The organism is Vibrio sp. TMPB1044 (assembly GCF_030442075.1).
In the GTDB taxonomy this organism is placed as follows: Bacteria; Pseudomonadota; Gammaproteobacteria; order Enterobacterales; family Vibrionaceae; genus Vibrio; species Vibrio satsumensis.
In genome coordinates this window covers 13,644-29,934 of sequence record NZ_JAUJED010000038.1, presented here as the reverse complement: position 1 = coordinate 29,934, position 16,291 = coordinate 13,644, and the positions used below count along the sequence as shown (strand labels likewise).

Sequence of the window (16,291 nt, the reverse complement as noted above, 5' to 3'; positions counted from 1 at the left end):
ACGATCTATCAAATAAAAATGTTTAGATGTATTTGTCTATTATATCATTTTGAGTTTAAATGGAATATCGTTCCGATTCGGGTGCGGTATACATATGCTTACAACAATGAGTCTTTTGATCTCTAAATGATCCTTGTACAATGCTTAACCACTTTCGATACCTATAACTTTTTGTTGATAAATTGGTCTGCTACGCATTATTTCTTGTTAGTAACGACTCATTTTATTAATGGCGATTTAACCGTTTTAGGCATGTGGTAAAATATCTAAAAATATAAAATGGCTAGTTAAATGAAACGTTGGTATTTGCTTTACTGTAAGCGAGGTGATCAAAAACGCGCTCAGCAGCACTTAGAGAATCAAGGGGTAGAGTGCTTTTACCCTCAAATAGAAGTCGAAAAGGTGGTGAGAGGGAAAGAAAAGCAGGTCAAAGAACCGCTGTTTCCGTCTTACATCTTTGTTCGCTTCGATTATGAGCAAGGTCCTAGCTTCACGACCGTTCGTTCAACACGTGGCGTTGTGGACTTTATTAAGTTCGGTGCTCGGCCGCACGAGGTCCAAGGAGACTTAGTGTTTGAGCTCAAAGAGTTCGAGAAGTGCTGCAGCATAGAAACTGAAGATTGTTGTGTTGAGTTTGAATCTGGGCAGGTAGTTAAGATTCAGAGTGGCCAGTTTGCTGGGGTTGAAGCTATTTTCGATCAGAAAGACGGTGAGGCTCGATCGATTATGTTGGTGAAAATGATCAGCCAAGTGGTTCCAATCAGTATTGAGAACGAAGCACTACAAGCTCGCGCGTAACTGCAGTAATAAAAATAGGCTTAAAACAAAAGGCGCATAACGCGCCTTTTTTAGTCTTTAGGATTTGTTCAAAACGCTCTAAGCGTTGTAAGCATCGTTGTGAACGGCTTGTACTGCACGTCCAGATGGGTCGACACAGTTTTTGAATGACTCATCCCACTCAATCGCTTTCGCTGATGAGCAAGCAACTGAAGGACCACCAGGCACACATTCTGCCGCTGATTCTAGAGGGAATAGCTCCTCAAAGATTTCACGGTAAGCATAACCTTCTTTTGTTGTTGGCGTGTTGTAAGGGAAACGGAACTTAGCAGCTTCCATTTGTTGATCCGTTACTTTTGCTTCAGCCGTTGCTTTCAATGTATCAATCCAATCGTAGCCAACACCATCAGAGAACTGCTCTTTTTGACGCCATGCGATTGAATCTGGTAGGTAGTCTTCAAAACACTCACGCAGGATGTGCTTCTCCATCTTACCGTTACCACACATCTTATCTTCAGGGTTCAGACGCATTGCGACATCGATGAACTCTTTATCCAAGAATGGTACACGGCCTTCAACCCCCCATGCCGCTAGCGATTTGTTTGCACGAGCACAGTCGAACATGCTTAGAGCAAGCAGCTTACGTACTGTCTCTTCGTGGAACTCTTTCGCGTTTGGCGCTTTATGGAAGTAAAGGTAGCCACCAAAGATTTCATCAGCACCTTCACCAGACAGTACCATTTTGATGCCCATTGCTTTGATCTTACGAGCAAGCAAGTACATTGGCGTTGATGCACGAATCGTCGTTACATCGTAAGTCTCGATGTGGTAGATAACATCACGGATGGCATCTAAGCCTTCCTGAATAGTGTAAGTCATCTCGTGGTGAACAGTACCGATCTTGTCCGCAACTTCACGAGCAGCGATAAGATCTGGCGCGCCTTCAAGGCCAACAGCGAATGAGTGCAGTTGTGGCCACCAAGCTTCAGATTGCTCATCATCTTCGATACGCATCGCAGCAAAGCGTTTAGCAACGGCAGAAGTAATTGATGAATCAAGGCCACCAGATAGAAGTACACCGTAAGGAACGTCAGTCATTAGTTGACGTTTAACAGCTGCTTCTAGCGCCTCAGTCAGTTCTTCTTTGCTTGTGCTGTTACCTTGTACTGCAGCGTACTCGTTCCAATCGCGGATGTAGTAGCGTTGAGGTTCTGCATCTTTCGAAGAGTAGAAGCTACCAGGAGGGAATTCACTGATCGTTTTACATACTTCAACCAATGCTTTCATCTCTGAAGCAACGTAGTAGTTGCCGTGCTCATCGTAACCTTGGTAAAGCGGGATAATACCAATATGGTCGCGGCCCACTAGGTACTCGTCTTTCTCTTCGTCGTATAAAACGAATGCGAAAATACCGTTAAGTTCTTCTAGAAGGTCTGCACCCATCTCTTGGTAAAGCGCTAGGATAACTTCACAGTCAGAATCAGTCTGGAACTGGTACTTATCTTCATAGCGTGCGCGAAGTTCTTTGTGGTTATAAATTTCACCGTTCACTGCAAGAATGTGCTTTTTGTCTTGGCTGTATAGTGGTTGAGCACCACTGTTCAAGCCAACAATAGCAAGACGTTCATGAGCAAGGATTGCTTTTTCACCTGCATAGATACCAGACCAGTCCGGACCACGGTGACGAAGCTTTTTAGACATTTCTAAAGCAATAGGGCGAAGTGCTGCGGCATCACTTTTAATGTCGAGAATGCCAAATACTGAACACATAGAACTTCCTTTTAAATAATTTCCAAATCAACTGCATTCAATTTGCCATTCTGGCTAAAAAAAGCAACCGGATATGAGCAAAAAAATAATATAAAGGGTGTTATGTTAGAAATTATCTAATTTTTATGTGTTTTTGATGTGTGACGTTTAATTGCGGTTGGTTTTTTAAACAAAAACCTCTCAAAAGTGCGAAAAATAGGCAGTTTTGAGAGGTTTAGTTGAATACAGTTTAATGCTAGATTTTATTGATATTTGGATTTAACTGCTCGCAAACGTGGCGAGCAAAACCACTACCAGCCTCGCTGTAAATGTTAAATGCCGCATCAACGCCATTCTCTTTCAGTGTTTCGAGTTGATCTGGATATTCAGCAATAGCCGCAATCTGGCCTTTAAAGTTACGTGACTTCAGTTGTTCTAAAGCGGTTTGATTACCTTGGTGGTGAGGCATTGCCAAAATTACCAGTTTTACGTTTGCTGTATCTAAGATTCGTTCCCAAAAATCTGGGTCTGTCGCATCGCCAGAAATCACGTTTCTGCCATGGCTTCGGTGGTTGTGCGCGGCTTCTTCACGAACTTCGACCCCTAGGCTGACTTTACCATAGCGAGAACGTAATTCGTCATAAGCACCAGTACCAATTCGGCCCATACCAAGAATAAGTACTTGGGCACGACCTGGGTCAATTCGCTTATCACGTCGGTGAAGCTTTTCTGACGCATGCTCTTTCAGCCATTTACCTGACTGCTGATAGAGTTTGTGACCTGCTCGGTTTAAAGGTGCAGCGATTAAGAAGGATAGTGAAACCGCAATGGCGACGGCAACTAAGATATCACCAGACATCCAACCCATCTTGAAGGCGAGGCCACCAACGATGAGGCCAAATTCGCTGTAATTAAACAGTGATAGAGAGGCGAGTAGAGATGTTCGAACACGGAACTTGAAACGGTTAAGCACTAAGAAGTAGAGAACCCCTTTCACTGGCAGCATCAGTAAGAACAAAACTGCAAGCATAAAGCCTTGAATGGTTGGTTGCTCTGACAAACCAATGTTCAAAAAGAAACAGACAAGGAAAAGCTCTTTGAGATTAAACAGAGACTTCGAGAGCTCCGAAGCCTTTGGGTGGCCTGCTAGCAACATACCGAGGATAAGTGCACCTAAGTCTGGTTTAACACCAACCAAATGGAATAAACCAGCACCGACGACTAATGCGAAGAAGATGCCGGATAGAACTAGCATCTCACCATGACCAACCCAATCGAGCACTTTGTAGAACAGTGGACGTAATAAGGGCAGGGCAAACAGAGCAATCGCATACCACTCAGGTATTTTGCCCGTAGAAGCCGTTAGGAATACTACGGCGAAGATATCCTGCATGACCAAGATACCAATCGCCAACGTTCCGTAGGTCGCATTCATTTCGCCTTTCTCTTGCAGAGTCTTAACCGCAAATACGGTACTAGAGAATGAAAGAGCAAAACCGAGCAGAACGATCTGTTCTACCGACATGGCGGCTAGCGATGAAATACCTAAGAATTTAAAACCAAATAGGGCGACGGCGAAAAACAGAGTGGATAAAAGGTTGTGGATTGTCGCGCCAGCCCAGATCTCCTTAGAGAGTAGGGTTTTTATGTCGAGTTTTAAGCCGATAGTAAATAGAAGCAGCGTGACACCAAGGTCAGCCAAAGTAATGATGGTGTCATTGGTTTCAAAGCCAAAGGCAAAAAGCCCAAAGCCTGCAACCAAAAAACCAACTAATGGGGGAAGGTGACACTTTAAAGCAATAAATCCTGCGATAAACGCAGTGGATATTAATATAAGTTCCATAACTTGTTGTTGTAGTTCCCTAGCTTAAAAAAAACGGGCCGTGTTCATACAAACACGGCCCGCGGAAAATCAGAATTGTTTTTCTTTAGTCTTCGAGAAGCTTTTGAAGCAACACACCGTTGAGCATAGCGCGCTTGATCATTGCAAAAGCTCCCATCGTAGGATGTTTATCGATCTGTGATGCTACAATAGGCAAGCCGCTATGGAAAGTCGTTAACGACTGATTCTCTACATTGCGCTTAATTGCAGGGAAAACAATCTCTTGTGCCTTGGTAATATCACCGGCAATGATAACTTTCTGAGGGTTAAATAAGTTAATCGTCATCGCGATAGCTTTACCTAACTGGTTTCCTACTCGAACTAAGCTTTGCTTGGCTAGTTCGTCACCATTGATCGCGTGATCACAAACATCTTGGATCGTAATTCGTTCAAGCTCTGTTAAAGAAGACTCGTAGCCTTGCTTAATCAGCTTCTGCACTCGCTCAACGATAGCTGGGTTTGCGGCTACGGTTTCAAGACAGCCGAAGTTACCACATTGGCACTGCTCGCCTAGCGGATCAATTTGGATGTGACCAATTTCACCGACGTTACGGTTATGGCCTAAGAAAACTTGACCATTAACGATAATACCTGCACCTGTACCACGGTGAACACTGACCAAAATAGAATCTTGACTGTCTTTACTTGCTCCGAAGTAGTGCTCAGCAAGCGCCATTCCTCGAACATCATTCCCAACAAAACAAGCGACATGGAATGTGTCGCGAATAATATCGCTTAATGCGAGGTTATCGATGTCTGTGTTTGGCATGTACTCAACGACACCTGTCGTCGGGTTAACCAAGCCTGGAAGAGTGACACCAATGGCAATCAGTTGGTCGATCTTTGGTTGATGTTCAGCAATGAAAGCCTTCAAGTTATTGACCAAGCCTTGAGTAAGGTCTGATTGGTCGGAATAATTCAGGTCTTGCTGCTGGAAAGCCAACTCACGACCACCAAGGTCATGCAGGCTTATTTGAATATAGTCTCGGCCTAAGCGCACAGCGACAGAATGAAAAGGCTCTACTTCTGTGGTCAGGGAGATAGCGCGTCTACCGCCAGTAGACGCTTGCTGAGCGACCTCTTTAATTAGGCCGCGCTCTAAAAGTTGGCGGGTAATTTTTGTAACACTTGCCGGTGCGAGTTGGCTTACATCAGCCACTTGTATACGACTGATAGGCCCTTGTTGGTCTATTAGTCGGTATACCGCCGCACTGTTTAGTTGTTTAACTAAGTCTACGTTACCTATTTGTCCGCCATTCATACTTAATTGTGCTCGTATTGTCCGTTAACAACAGTCGCTTTAACGTTAAAATCTCGGTCAAATACAGCTAGGTTTGCAACCATGCCTTTTTTGATTCGACCTAGCTTGGTTTCTACACCGATAGCCGTAGCTGGGTATAGCGTAGCCATGCGAAGAGCTTCGTCTAAAGCGATACCAGCGTGCTCAACTGTATTCTGAACTGCTTCAATCATAGTCAGAGCCGAGCCGCCCAGTGTGCCGTTTTCATCAACACACTTACCATCTCGGTAATATACTTTCTTACCGACAAAAATAAAGTATTCCATGTCAGCACCTGCAGGAGCTGTGGCATCCGTCACTAATACCAACTTTTCTCCCTTGATTTTATGCGCAATTCTGATGTTTGCGTAATCAACGTGGAAACCGTCGGCAATGATGCCTGCGTACACCTCAGGTGTATCGTAAATCGCGCCAACCACACCAGGTTCACGACCAACCATAGGTGTCATTGCATTGAATAGATGCGTTGCAAACGTGATTCCCGATTCAAAACCTTGACGCGCTTCTGCGTAAGTTGCGTTGGTGTGACCAATAGAAACAACTACGCCAGCTTTACGTAGACGCTCGATGTGTTCTGGGTCGTTAAGCTCAGGAGCTAGTGTTACTTTCGCAACAAGGTCACTGTTCTCACAGATAAGCTCGATCATTTCGCTATCAGATTTGCGGATGTGATCGACGCTGTGGATGCCTTTTTTTGCAACGTTTAGGTACGGACCTTCAAGGTGCAGGCCTAAAGATTGGTTTTGGTATTGGTTGTGGTACTCGCGAGCTGCTGTGATAACGGCACGCATGTCTTCATCTGATGAAGTGATTAGCGTTGGAAGGAAGCTAGTACAGCCAGATTTAAGGTTTGCTTCGTGCATGATCTGCATGGTTTCTGCAGTGATCTCATCATTAAGCATTACACCGCCACAACCATTCAGTTGTAGATCAATGAAACCCGGGCTTAGGTTTGCTCCGTCTAGGTCGCGAACCTCGATTCCTTCTGGCAATTCAGAGATAGGACAAACTTTTTTGATCAGTTCGTTTTCAATTACAACAGCATGATCGGTTAGAACATCACTACCAGTGTAAATTTTACAGTTACTTAGCGCGTACATAGTCAGCTAATCCTTATTTCTTGAGATCTTTTAAATTCGTTCGTTACCTAAATGCGGACTTAGTTTGCGAGCATCATTTACGTAACGATTTATCTTTTATGGGCAAACGGCTCCAAAGTGGGAGTCTACTTAAGTTGTTGAAAAACAAATGAACAATCAGTCTTTATTATACATTTAGGTTCATTGTTAATGGTTATTCATACGGCAATGCAAGCCCAGAGATACCATCTTTTTGCCTAATGAGTAGATTTGGATTTTATCTATAAATGTTCATTTTTTTGAATGATAAAATAAGTTTTATGATCTCGCTAGCAAAAACCTCTGGATTTGGTAAAAACTGGTGATTACGATCACAAATGGTAAGGTTTTAATTTGCGGAGCAAAATTAATTGAATACACTGAATAGGACTAAATTGAGCGACTAAAATAAGTTTCTCAAACGAATTCTAAAAAATCCTATAGGGGGAAACAACTGGTGAATATTCTAGGATATGCACAGAAGCTTGGTAAGGCGTTAATGCTACCAATCGCAACGCTTCCGATTGCGGCGCTTCTTTTACGTTTAGGTCAAGGCGATCTACTTGATATTCCATTCATGGCGCAAGCTGGTGGTGCTATCTTCGGTAACCTACCATTGCTATTTGGTCTAGGTATCGCGATTGGTCTTTCTAAAGACGGTAACGGCGCAGCAGGTCTTGCTGGTGCAGTTGCTTACTTCGTACTAACAGCGACAGCAACGACAATTAACGCAGACGTTAACATGTCATTCTTCGGCGGTATCTTCGCTGGTATCATCGCAGGTCACTCTTACAACGCTTTCCACGCGACACGCCTTCCAGAGTGGCTGGCTTTCTTCGCTGGTAAACGTTTAGTACCTATCATGGCCGGTCTATTTGCACTTGTTGCAGGTGCTGTGTCTGGTGTGGTTTGGCCTGGTGTTCAATCTGGTCTAGACGCACTTGCTCACGCAGTATCAACGTCTGGCGCTATCGGCCAATTCGTTTACGGTACTCTTAACCGTGCACTTATCCCTGTAGGTCTACACCATGTATTGAACTCATACTTCTGGTTCGGTATGGGTACATGTCAAGAAATCATCGTTGCTGGTCAAGGCGCATTCGCTAATATCACTCAACTTTGTGTTGACCCAGCACTGGCTAAAACTCTAGTTGTTGGCCAAGAGCACACATTCACATTCGCTAACTCTGTAACTCCAGAAATCACTACTGTAGTTAAAGAAGTGACTGAAACTGTTAAATCTGGTGACCTACACCGTTTCTTCGGCGGCGATAAAGGCGCTGGCGTATTCATGAACGGTTTCTTCCCTGTAATGATGTTCGGTCTACCAGGTGCTGCACTTGCAATGTACCTAGCTGCTCCTGCTGAAAAACGTAGCCAAGTTGGTGGCGCACTATTCTCAGTTGCATTCTGTTCATTCCTAACAGGTATCACAGAGCCGCTAGAATTCATGTTCGTATTCCTAGCTCCTGCTCTATACGCAATGCACGCCGTATTTACAGGTCTGTCTCTAGTAGTTGCTAACATGTTTGGTACTCTGCACGGTTTCGGTTTCTCTGCTGGTCTTATCGACTTCGTATTGAACTGGGGTCTAGCAACTAAACCATTCGTACTACTACTAATCGGTCTTGGCTTCGGTGCTCTATACTTCTTCACTTTCTCTTTCGCAATCCGCGCTTTCAACTTGAAATCGCCAGGTCGTGAAGATGATGACGAAGCTGTTGCAGCTCCTGCTGGCGACGCACCAAAGGGCGACCTTGCACGTCAATACCTGAAAGCTCTAGGTGGTCACGACAACCTAACTTCAATCGACGCTTGTATCACTCGTCTACGTCTAACTCTTAAAGACCGCTCTGTTGCTGATGAAGTTGTTCTTAAGAAACTAGGTGCTAAAGGTGTGGTAAAACTAGGTGAAAACAACCTACAGGTTATCCTAGGCCCACTAGCTGAAATCGTAGCTGGCGAAATGAAAGCTATCGGTGCAGGTGAAGACCTATCTGATGTAAAACTTCCATAGTCAGGGAAGTACTTAACTGAGCTGTAATTAATACTCTCAAGTAAGTGTCAAATTGAAAGCCTCCCACATGGGAGGCTTTTTTGTGCCTACGATCTAAGAGTAACGAACGCGGTTCGTTCTATTCTTCATCGAATAGCAGAAATAATCGCAATTAAGGGACGGTTCTTATTGTGCAAAGGCAAAGAATTGTGGATGATTAGCAACAATGATCTTTCTATCTTTGACCGGTGCTCTAACCGACCGTTTCTTTGAGATGAAAGGTAACTTTCTCTGACAATACTAAATACATAGAGGTGCTATAGATGAGTGAAGCTGAGGCTCGTCCATCGAATTTCATTCGCCAAATTATTGATAAAGATTTAGCGGATGGTACACACAGTAGCGTGCATACTCGTTTCCCGCCGGAACCAAATGGCTACCTGCATATTGGGCACGCTAAATCTATTTGCTTGAACTTTGGTATTGCTCAGGACTACCAGGGACAATGTAATCTTCGTTTCGATGATACAAACCCTGAAAAAGAAGACGTTGAATACGTTGAGTCAATTAAGAATGATGTAAGCTGGTTAGGCTTCGAATGGTCTGGTGATATTTGTTACTCATCAAACTACTTCGATACGCTTTACGCTTATGCTGTGGAATTAATTAATAAAGGCTTAGCGTATGTTGACGAGCTAAGTCCTGATCAAATCCGTGAGTACCGTGGCACGCTAAAAGAGCCAGGTAAAGCGAGCCCATACCGTGATCGTAGCCCTGAAGAAAACCTAGCGCTATTTGAAAAAATGCGTGACGGTGGCTTTGAAGAAGGTAAAGCGTGTCTACGTGCTAAGATCGACATGAGTTCTTCATTCATGGTTATGCGCGATCCTGTTATCTATCGTGTTCGTTTTGCTCACCACCATCAAACTGCTGACAAGTGGTGCATTTACCCAATGTACGACTTTACTCACTGTATCTCTGATGCGCTGGAAGGTATTACGCACTCTATCTGTACGCTTGAATTCCAAGATAACCGTCGTTTGTACGATTGGGTTCTAGATAACATCACGATTGATTGCCAACCTCGTCAGTACGAGTTTAGCCGCCTGAATCTTGAATACACAGTGATGTCTAAGCGTAAGCTGAACCAACTTGTGGTTGAAAATCTCGTTCAAGGTTGGGATGACCCACGTATGCCTACTATTTCTGGCCTGCGTCGTCGTGGTTTTACTTCAAGCTCGATTCGTGAATTCTGTAAGCGTATTGGCGTGACTAAGCAAGAGAACATGATTGAATTCGGTTCACTTGAATCTTGCATCCGTGATGATCTGAACGAAAATGCACCTCGTGCAATGGCTGTTCTGGATCCAGTTAAGATCGTTATTGAAAACTACGAAGCCGATGCAGTAGAAACGCTAACTGTTGCAAACCACCCAAACAAGCCAGAAATGGGCACTCGTGAAGTACCATTTACACGTGAAGTTTGGATTGAACGTGATGACTTCCGTGAAGAAGCAAACAAGAAGTACAAGCGTTTGGTTCTAGGTAAAGAAGTTCGTTTACGTGGCGCTTACGTGATCAAAGCTGAGCGTATCGAAAAAGATGCAGAAGGCAACATTACCACTATCTTCTGTTCTTACGATAACGAAACACTGGGTAAGAACCCTGCAGATGGCCGCAAAGTGAAAGGTGTTATCCACTGGGTATCTGCTGATAAAGCGCTGCCTGCTGAGATTCGTTTGTACGATCGTCTATTCACAGTGGCAAACCCAGCCGCTGCTGATGACTTCGCTGCAACGCTAAACCCTGAATCACTTGTTACGCTAAACGGTTTTGTTGAACCTAGCTTAGCAGAAGGTGTTGCAGAGCAAGCGTACCAGTTTGAACGTACAGGTTACTTCTGTGTGGATTCGAAAGACTCTAAAGCAGGTGCATTAGTCTTCAACCGAACGGTTGGTCTACGTGACACTTGGGGTAAAACTGAAGCTTAATGCTTGAGTACTTAGTTTGTTAAAAGCGATCCAATAAAAAACCGGCTTAGAGCCGGTTTTTTTGTGTCTGAATAATGCGTGGATCTAAAGAATAATCTAGCGGACTTTCAGCCCTATATAAAAAACGCTGGCCTAAGCCAGCGTTCTATATTACTTCTTCGCTTTATGTGCGTCTGGATTGCCTTTGCAATCTCCGCTAATGCTTTTGCCGTATAAGTATAAACTGTGATTTGTCAGTTGCACATTGTAACGCTGAGCAATCTCTTTTTGTCTTTCTTCGATGATGTCATCAGAGAATTCGATCACTTCACCACAGTCTAAACACACAAGGTGGTCGTGGTGGTGCTGTGTAGAAAGTTCAAATACAGACTTGCCGCCTTCGAAGTGGTGGCGAGTTACAATGCCAGCGTCGTCGAATTGGTTAAGTACTCGATAAACGGTTGCAAGACCGATTTCTTCACCTAGGTCAATCAGCTTCTTATATAAATCTTCAGCACTAATATGTTGGCAGTCTGGCTGTTGTAATACTTCTAAAATTTTGAGCCGTGGAAGGGTCACTTTAAGACCTGCATCTTTTAGCGCTTGATTATTGTCTGACATATACTTTCCTGTTGATGATCTGCAGCAATTAACAGAATTCAATATTAATACCATTATAGTTTAGTCAGACATAACAATAAACCACGAACTTCAAAGGGTTACTTACTGACATCACAATCTGTTTTGTAAATTGGAAGTATCTCACTTATAGTGGAGGTACGACCAGTCAAGGTGACGGTGTTTCTGATATGAACATGGAATGTTGTTATGAATAAGCAACTCGCAAAAATATATAAACCCAACATTGTAAAATTTGCTCTCAATATCTGGCCTCCTTTTTGGGGATCGGGAATTCGAATAGCCCACATTAGCGCTGACTTTAGGGTTGTTAAGACGGTACTTAAGCTGCGTTGGTGGAATAAGAACGCCAATCGTACTCAATATGGCGGTAGTATCTTCTCTCTTACTGATCCCGTTTACTCTTTGATGTTAATGGGAATTTTAGGGGAGCGGTATTATGTTTGGGATAAAGAGGCGAGTATTAACTTTATCAAGCCGGGCCAATCCGACTTGTATGCAGATTTTGAGATAAGCCAGGGGCAACTTGATGATATTTATCGTCAGACGCAGCTTGGTGAAAAGTGTTTCCCTGAGTTTATTATCCACGTGAAAGATAAGCAGGGGAATGTGGTTTCAGAAATTCAGCGTACCCTCTATGTAAGAAAGAAGCCGCAATTTAGAGATGATGACGAAGCATTAGAAGCTGAGTGTTAATGAATAGATTTTAAATAGCAAAAAACCTCCGATAAGGAGGTTTTTTCATATTTATATAATGGTTATTAATTGTAACAATTAATAACCAGCAGAGAATTAGTCTTCTAGCTCTGCTAGGCACATTTCTTCATGGATTTGTTTAACCCAATTAGATACGCGCTCATCAGTTAGCTCAGGTTGACGGTCTTCGTCGATACATAGACCAACAAATTGGCTGTCATCGCCTTCAACTAAACCTTTTGATGCTTCGAATTCGTAGCCTTCAGTTGATGTGTGACCTAGGATAGTACCGCCTTTCGCTTCAACGATGTCACGGATAGTACCCATAGCATCACAGAAGTATTCTGCGTAATCTTCTTGATCGCCACAACCAAAGATTGCAACAAGTTTAGTTGAGAAATCAATAGCTTCTAGCTCTGGGAAAAAGTCATCCCAATCACATTGTGCTTCGCCGTAGTACCACGTAGGGATACCAAGCAGCAGTAGATCGAAGTTATCGATATCTTCTTTGCTGCTTTTTGCAATGTCTTGAACGTGAACGAGCTGTTTGCTCAATTGCTTTTGAATCATCTTAGCAACAGCTTCAGTGTTACCTGTATCGCTACCAAAGAAGAGACCTACACTTGCCATAGAATCATTACCTTTCATTTTGTCTGTTGTCGGTGTAATAAAGTTCGGAAGAGAATCGTTAGATCCCAGTTCCTTCCCAGCTTAGTTGGATTATCCCTTTGGCGATAAAACCCGCACAGCCAAGGAAAAGTACTAACCACACAATGCGACGACCAAATGCAGGAACATTTCCCTGCTTGAGAACGTCCTTAATTGCCATACCGATTAAAAAGAAAATCGCGGCAAACAGGAGATCTAAACCAACAGATTCGATGATGTTCATGTAGTCGTAAAGCATGGGAACCTTATATACCAATTTTGCTTGGGCGCACTATATCACTGTTGTGAGATAAAGTTAATCTGCAGTAATTACACAGCTCTCATTTATCTGCACGAAAAGAGTAGCTAAGCGATGAATTTTCTAATTGCTCTAAGCACTTCTGCTGGTTTTTCAGCATGCAGCCAGTGACCTGTATTGGCAATGACATGTGCCTTTGCGTTAGAAAACTGCTGCTGAACGGCCGTTTGATGCTCAGCTGTGAGGTAATCTGAGTCACCACCCTTTATTAGCAAGGTTTTGACCGAGGTTTTATCAATCGGTTCCCAACCAATAATTTGTGGGTAGTTGTTGAATAGCGAGGCAACGTTGAAACGCCATTCCATGATGCCTTGTTCAGATTTGAACAAAGATTTCGTTAAGAACTGGCGAACGCCATCAATCTCGATGTATCTTGCGAGGATTTTTAGCGCATCTGTGCGTGAGGTTGGCTTTTCTTCAATCACGGCTTGTAGACCGGCGAATACGTTGTCGTGTCGACTTTGAGTGTACGCGACCGGTGCCATATCCAAGACAATCAATTTTTGCAGCGCAAGGTGTTGTGTTAGTGCCATCGCCACTTTGCCACCCATAGAGTGACCAATCACGGTGACATCTTCTAAATCAAGATCATTCAGCAGTTGAGCTACATCTTGTGCCATTGCTTGATAATTATGAGAGTCGCAATGGAAGGATTGACCGTGGTTGCGTAGATCGATACTAAGCACTTTATGATCGGCTTTTAGATCCCTAGCGAGCAAGCCAAGGTTGTCCAGATTACCGAATAATCCATGGATCAAAACAATGGTGTGACCCTCACCTTCAATTTTATAGTTGAGCTGTACTGACATTTTTATCTTATTCATGGTGGGTTTGACGTAGAGTATCCGCGCGGATCTCGCTATAATCCCCCAGAGTTTAAACATTGAGATTGTGAAAAGCGAATGAAAACAATTGAGGTTGATGAGGACCTATACCGTTTTATTGCGGGTCAGACAGAACGTATTGGCGAAAGCGCTTCAGATATTCTGCGCCGCTTGTTACAGGTTGATAGCCAAGGCATGGCTCCGATCGAAGAGATCGTCGAGCCTAAAGGTATCGTTGTTAGCAAAGAGGTAGGCTTTACTCCAGAGAAGTTCGATGGCGTTAAAGAAATGCGCTCACTACTAATATCAGATGAGTTTGCATCACTAAAGAAAGCCATTGATCGCTTCATGCTTGTGTTATCAACACTGCATAAAATCGACCCTTTAAGCTTTTCAGAAGCAACTCAAGTAAAAGGCCGTAAGCGCGTTTACTTTGCAGACAATGAAGCTACGTTGCTAGCAAACGGCAACACGACGAAGCCTAAAGCTATTCCACAAAGTCCTTTTTGGGTTATTACTAATAACAATACAAGCCGAAAAAGACAGATGGTTGAGCAGCTTATGAGCCGCATGAATTTCCAAGCAGAATTGATAGAAAAAGTAACAGGTTCAATTTAACGAAATCTGATTTAAACCTCATAATATCCATGGATAAGAAGATATTATGAGGTTTTTTTGTTTTTAAATTTTATATATAAGGATGTCGAAAAATGGCTATGCACCCTCGTGCTGGGCAGAAAGCTCAGCAGGAAGATCTTCATAATATCCCGGCTTTAGTTGCGAACTATTTCTTACAGCAACCGGATGCTACTAACCCAGATCACAAAGTACTTTTCGGTACTTCAGGTCACCGCGGTACAGCAGACAAATCAACATTTAACGAAAACCACATTCTAGCGATTGCACAAGCGGTTGCTGAGGTTCGTGCCGAACAAGGTACAACTGGCCCTCTTTTCTTAGGTAAAGATACTCACGCTCTGTCTGAGCCTGCGTTCTCTACGGTTATCGAAGTGCTTGTAGCGAACGGTGTTGAAGTTATTATTCAAGAAAACAATGGCTTTACTCCAACACCTGGTATCTCGCACGCGATTCTTACTCACAACCTAGTGAATGACAAAAAAGCCGACGGCATTGTTATCACGCCTTCGCATAACCCACCTCAAGACGGCGGTATCAAATACAACCCGACGCACGGTGGCCCGGCTGAAGCTGAACTTACTCAAGCGATTGAAGACCGTGCGAACGTGATTATTGCTGAGCAAATGCAAGGTGTTAAGCGTACTCCTATCGCACAAGCTAAACAGTCTGATCTAGTAAAAGAAGTCGACTTAGTTGCGCCATACGTCGCTGATTTGATTAACGTCGTGGATATGGAAGCGATCCAGAAAGCAAACATCAAAATTGGTGTTGATCCACTGGGTGGCAGCGGTATCGATTACTGGCGTCAAATTGGTAAAGCGTACAACCTAGATCTTACTTTGGTAAGTGAAGCGGTTGACCCATCTTTCCAGTTCATGTCTTTAGATAAAGACGGTGTGGTTCGTATGGACTGTTCCTCTCCATACGCGATGGCTGGCTTACTGGCTCTTAAAGACGAGTATGCACTGGCGTTTGGTAACGACCCTGATTACGATCGCCACGGCATTGTTACGCCAAAAGGCCTAATGAATCCAAACCACTTCCTAGCAGTTTGTATCGACTACCTATACCGCAACCGCGAAGGTTGGGGTAAAGACGTTGCTGTTGGTAAAACACTAGTATCAAGCGCATTGATTGACCGCGTTGTTGCTGACCTAGGTCGCGAACTTTGTGAAGTGCCAGTTGGTTTCAAATGGTTCGTTGATGGCTTGTACAACGGTCAGTTTGGTTTCGGCGGTGAAGAGAGTGCGGGTGCGTCTTTCTTACGTAAAGACGGGACGCCTTGGTCAACAGATAAAGATGGTCTAATTCTTTGCCTACTTGCGGCTGAGATCACTGCGGTAACGGGTAAGAATCCACAAGAATACTACGAAGAGCTTGCTGCTAAACACGGCGAATCTAAGTACAACCGTATTCAAGCGGTGGCAAATGGTGCGCAAAAAGATGTGCTGAAGAAGCTGTCTCCAGAGATGGTTTCTGCTGAAACACTCGCTGGTGATACGATTACTGCTCGCTTAACACATGCACCAGGTAATGGCGCTGCGATTGGTGGCCTGAAAGTGACAACTGAAAACGGTTGGTTTGCAGCTCGTCCATCAGGCACGGAAGACATCTACAAGATCTACTGTGAAAGCTTTAAAGGTGAAGAGCACCTAAAAGCAATTGAAGCAGAAGCTCAAGAGATTGTTAACCAAGTATTTGCAGCCGCTGGCCTATAATCCAATACGATTCATA

General features: G+C 43.7%; 14 protein-coding genes. 6 read left to right on the top strand and 8 right to left on the bottom strand.

Annotation, left to right across the window (positions count from 1 at the left end):
* The first annotated feature begins 291 nt into the window (after positions 1 to 291).
* The gene (gene rfaH, locus QQ041_RS20495; protein ID WP_061019532.1) at positions 292 to 798 is read left to right on the top strand and encodes a transcription/translation regulatory transformer protein RfaH; all 507 of its coding nucleotides are present in this window, start codon (positions 292 to 294) and stop codon (positions 796 to 798) included.
* 78 nt (positions 799 to 876) lie between these two features.
* On the opposite strand, the gene asnB is transcribed toward rfaH, so the two are convergent.
* From asnB to nagA, 4 genes are all read right to left on the bottom strand, one after another.
* Positions 877 to 2,547, bottom strand: coding sequence for an asparagine synthase B (gene asnB, locus QQ041_RS20490; RefSeq protein ID WP_017062196.1), 1,671 nt, complete (start codon positions 2,545 to 2,547; stop codon positions 877 to 879).
* 235 nt (positions 2,548 to 2,782) lie between these two features.
* The gene (locus QQ041_RS20485; RefSeq protein WP_285954943.1) at positions 2,783 to 4,369 is read right to left on the bottom strand and encodes a cation:proton antiporter family protein; all 1,587 of its coding nucleotides are present in this window, start codon (positions 4,367 to 4,369) and stop codon (positions 2,783 to 2,785) included.
* Positions 4,370 to 4,454: 85 nt separating this feature from the next.
* A complete protein-coding gene (locus tag QQ041_RS20480) occupies positions 4,455 to 5,669 on the bottom strand; it encodes an ROK family protein (RefSeq protein ID WP_061019534.1) in 1,215 nt (404 codons plus the stop codon).
* Positions 5,670 to 5,671: 2 nt separating this feature from the next.
* Entirely contained in the window at positions 5,672 to 6,808 is a 1,137-nt protein-coding gene (nagA, locus tag QQ041_RS20475; protein ID WP_146490379.1) for an N-acetylglucosamine-6-phosphate deacetylase, read from the bottom strand.
* 475 nt (positions 6,809 to 7,283) lie between these two features.
* Between nagA and nagE the strand changes: the two genes are divergently transcribed.
* Together nagE and glnS are read left to right on the top strand one after the other, a co-directional pair.
* Positions 7,284 to 8,843 carry an N-acetylglucosamine-specific PTS transporter subunit IIBC gene (gene nagE, locus QQ041_RS20470; RefSeq protein ID WP_048612171.1) on the top strand — a complete coding sequence of 520 codons (1,560 nt, stop codon included), beginning with the start codon at positions 7,284 to 7,286 and terminating at the stop codon, positions 8,841 to 8,843.
* Positions 8,844 to 9,145: 302 nt separating this feature from the next.
* A complete protein-coding gene (glnS, locus tag QQ041_RS20465; protein WP_146490378.1) occupies positions 9,146 to 10,813 on the top strand; it encodes a glutamine--tRNA ligase in 1,668 nt (555 codons plus the stop codon).
* A gap of 150 nt (positions 10,814 to 10,963) precedes the next feature.
* Here the strand turns inward: glnS and fcrX are convergent, their stop codons facing one another.
* Positions 10,964 to 11,413 carry a ferric iron uptake transcriptional regulator FcrX gene (gene fcrX / locus QQ041_RS20460; RefSeq protein WP_048606469.1) on the bottom strand — a complete coding sequence of 150 codons (450 nt, stop codon included), beginning with the start codon at positions 11,411 to 11,413 and terminating at the stop codon, positions 10,964 to 10,966.
* A 207-nt stretch (positions 11,414 to 11,620) separates the two neighbouring features.
* On the opposite strand from fcrX, the gene QQ041_RS20455 reads away from it, so the two are divergent.
* Positions 11,621 to 12,127, top strand: coding sequence for a DUF4442 domain-containing protein (locus QQ041_RS20455; protein ID WP_060982212.1), 507 nt, complete (start codon positions 11,621 to 11,623; stop codon positions 12,125 to 12,127).
* A gap of 96 nt (positions 12,128 to 12,223) precedes the next feature.
* Here the strand turns inward: QQ041_RS20455 and fldA are convergent, their stop codons facing one another.
* The 3 genes from fldA to QQ041_RS20440 form a co-directional block, all read right to left on the bottom strand.
* Positions 12,224 to 12,757 (bottom strand): flavodoxin FldA, encoded by a 534-nt coding sequence (gene fldA, locus QQ041_RS20450; RefSeq protein WP_010436745.1) that lies wholly within the window; start codon positions 12,755 to 12,757, stop codon positions 12,224 to 12,226.
* 58 nt (positions 12,758 to 12,815) lie between these two features.
* Positions 12,816 to 13,034 (bottom strand): DUF2788 domain-containing protein, encoded by a 219-nt coding sequence (locus QQ041_RS20445; RefSeq protein WP_009847328.1) that lies wholly within the window; start codon positions 13,032 to 13,034, stop codon positions 12,816 to 12,818.
* A 107-nt stretch (positions 13,035 to 13,141) separates the two neighbouring features.
* Positions 13,142 to 13,903 (bottom strand): alpha/beta fold hydrolase, encoded by a 762-nt coding sequence (locus QQ041_RS20440; RefSeq protein ID WP_285954942.1) that lies wholly within the window; start codon positions 13,901 to 13,903, stop codon positions 13,142 to 13,144.
* A 93-nt stretch (positions 13,904 to 13,996) separates the two neighbouring features.
* Here QQ041_RS20440 and seqA point away from each other — a divergent pair, with 93 nt between their 5' ends.
* Both seqA and pgm read left to right on the top strand, forming a co-directional pair.
* Positions 13,997 to 14,536, top strand: coding sequence for a replication initiation negative regulator SeqA (gene seqA, locus QQ041_RS20435; RefSeq protein ID WP_017061953.1), 540 nt, complete (start codon positions 13,997 to 13,999; stop codon positions 14,534 to 14,536).
* Between the two features lie 92 nt (positions 14,537 to 14,628).
* Entirely contained in the window at positions 14,629 to 16,275 is a 1,647-nt protein-coding gene (pgm, locus tag QQ041_RS20430; protein ID WP_146490377.1) for a phosphoglucomutase (alpha-D-glucose-1,6-bisphosphate-dependent), read from the top strand.
* Positions 16,276 to 16,291: the final 16 nt, after the last annotated feature.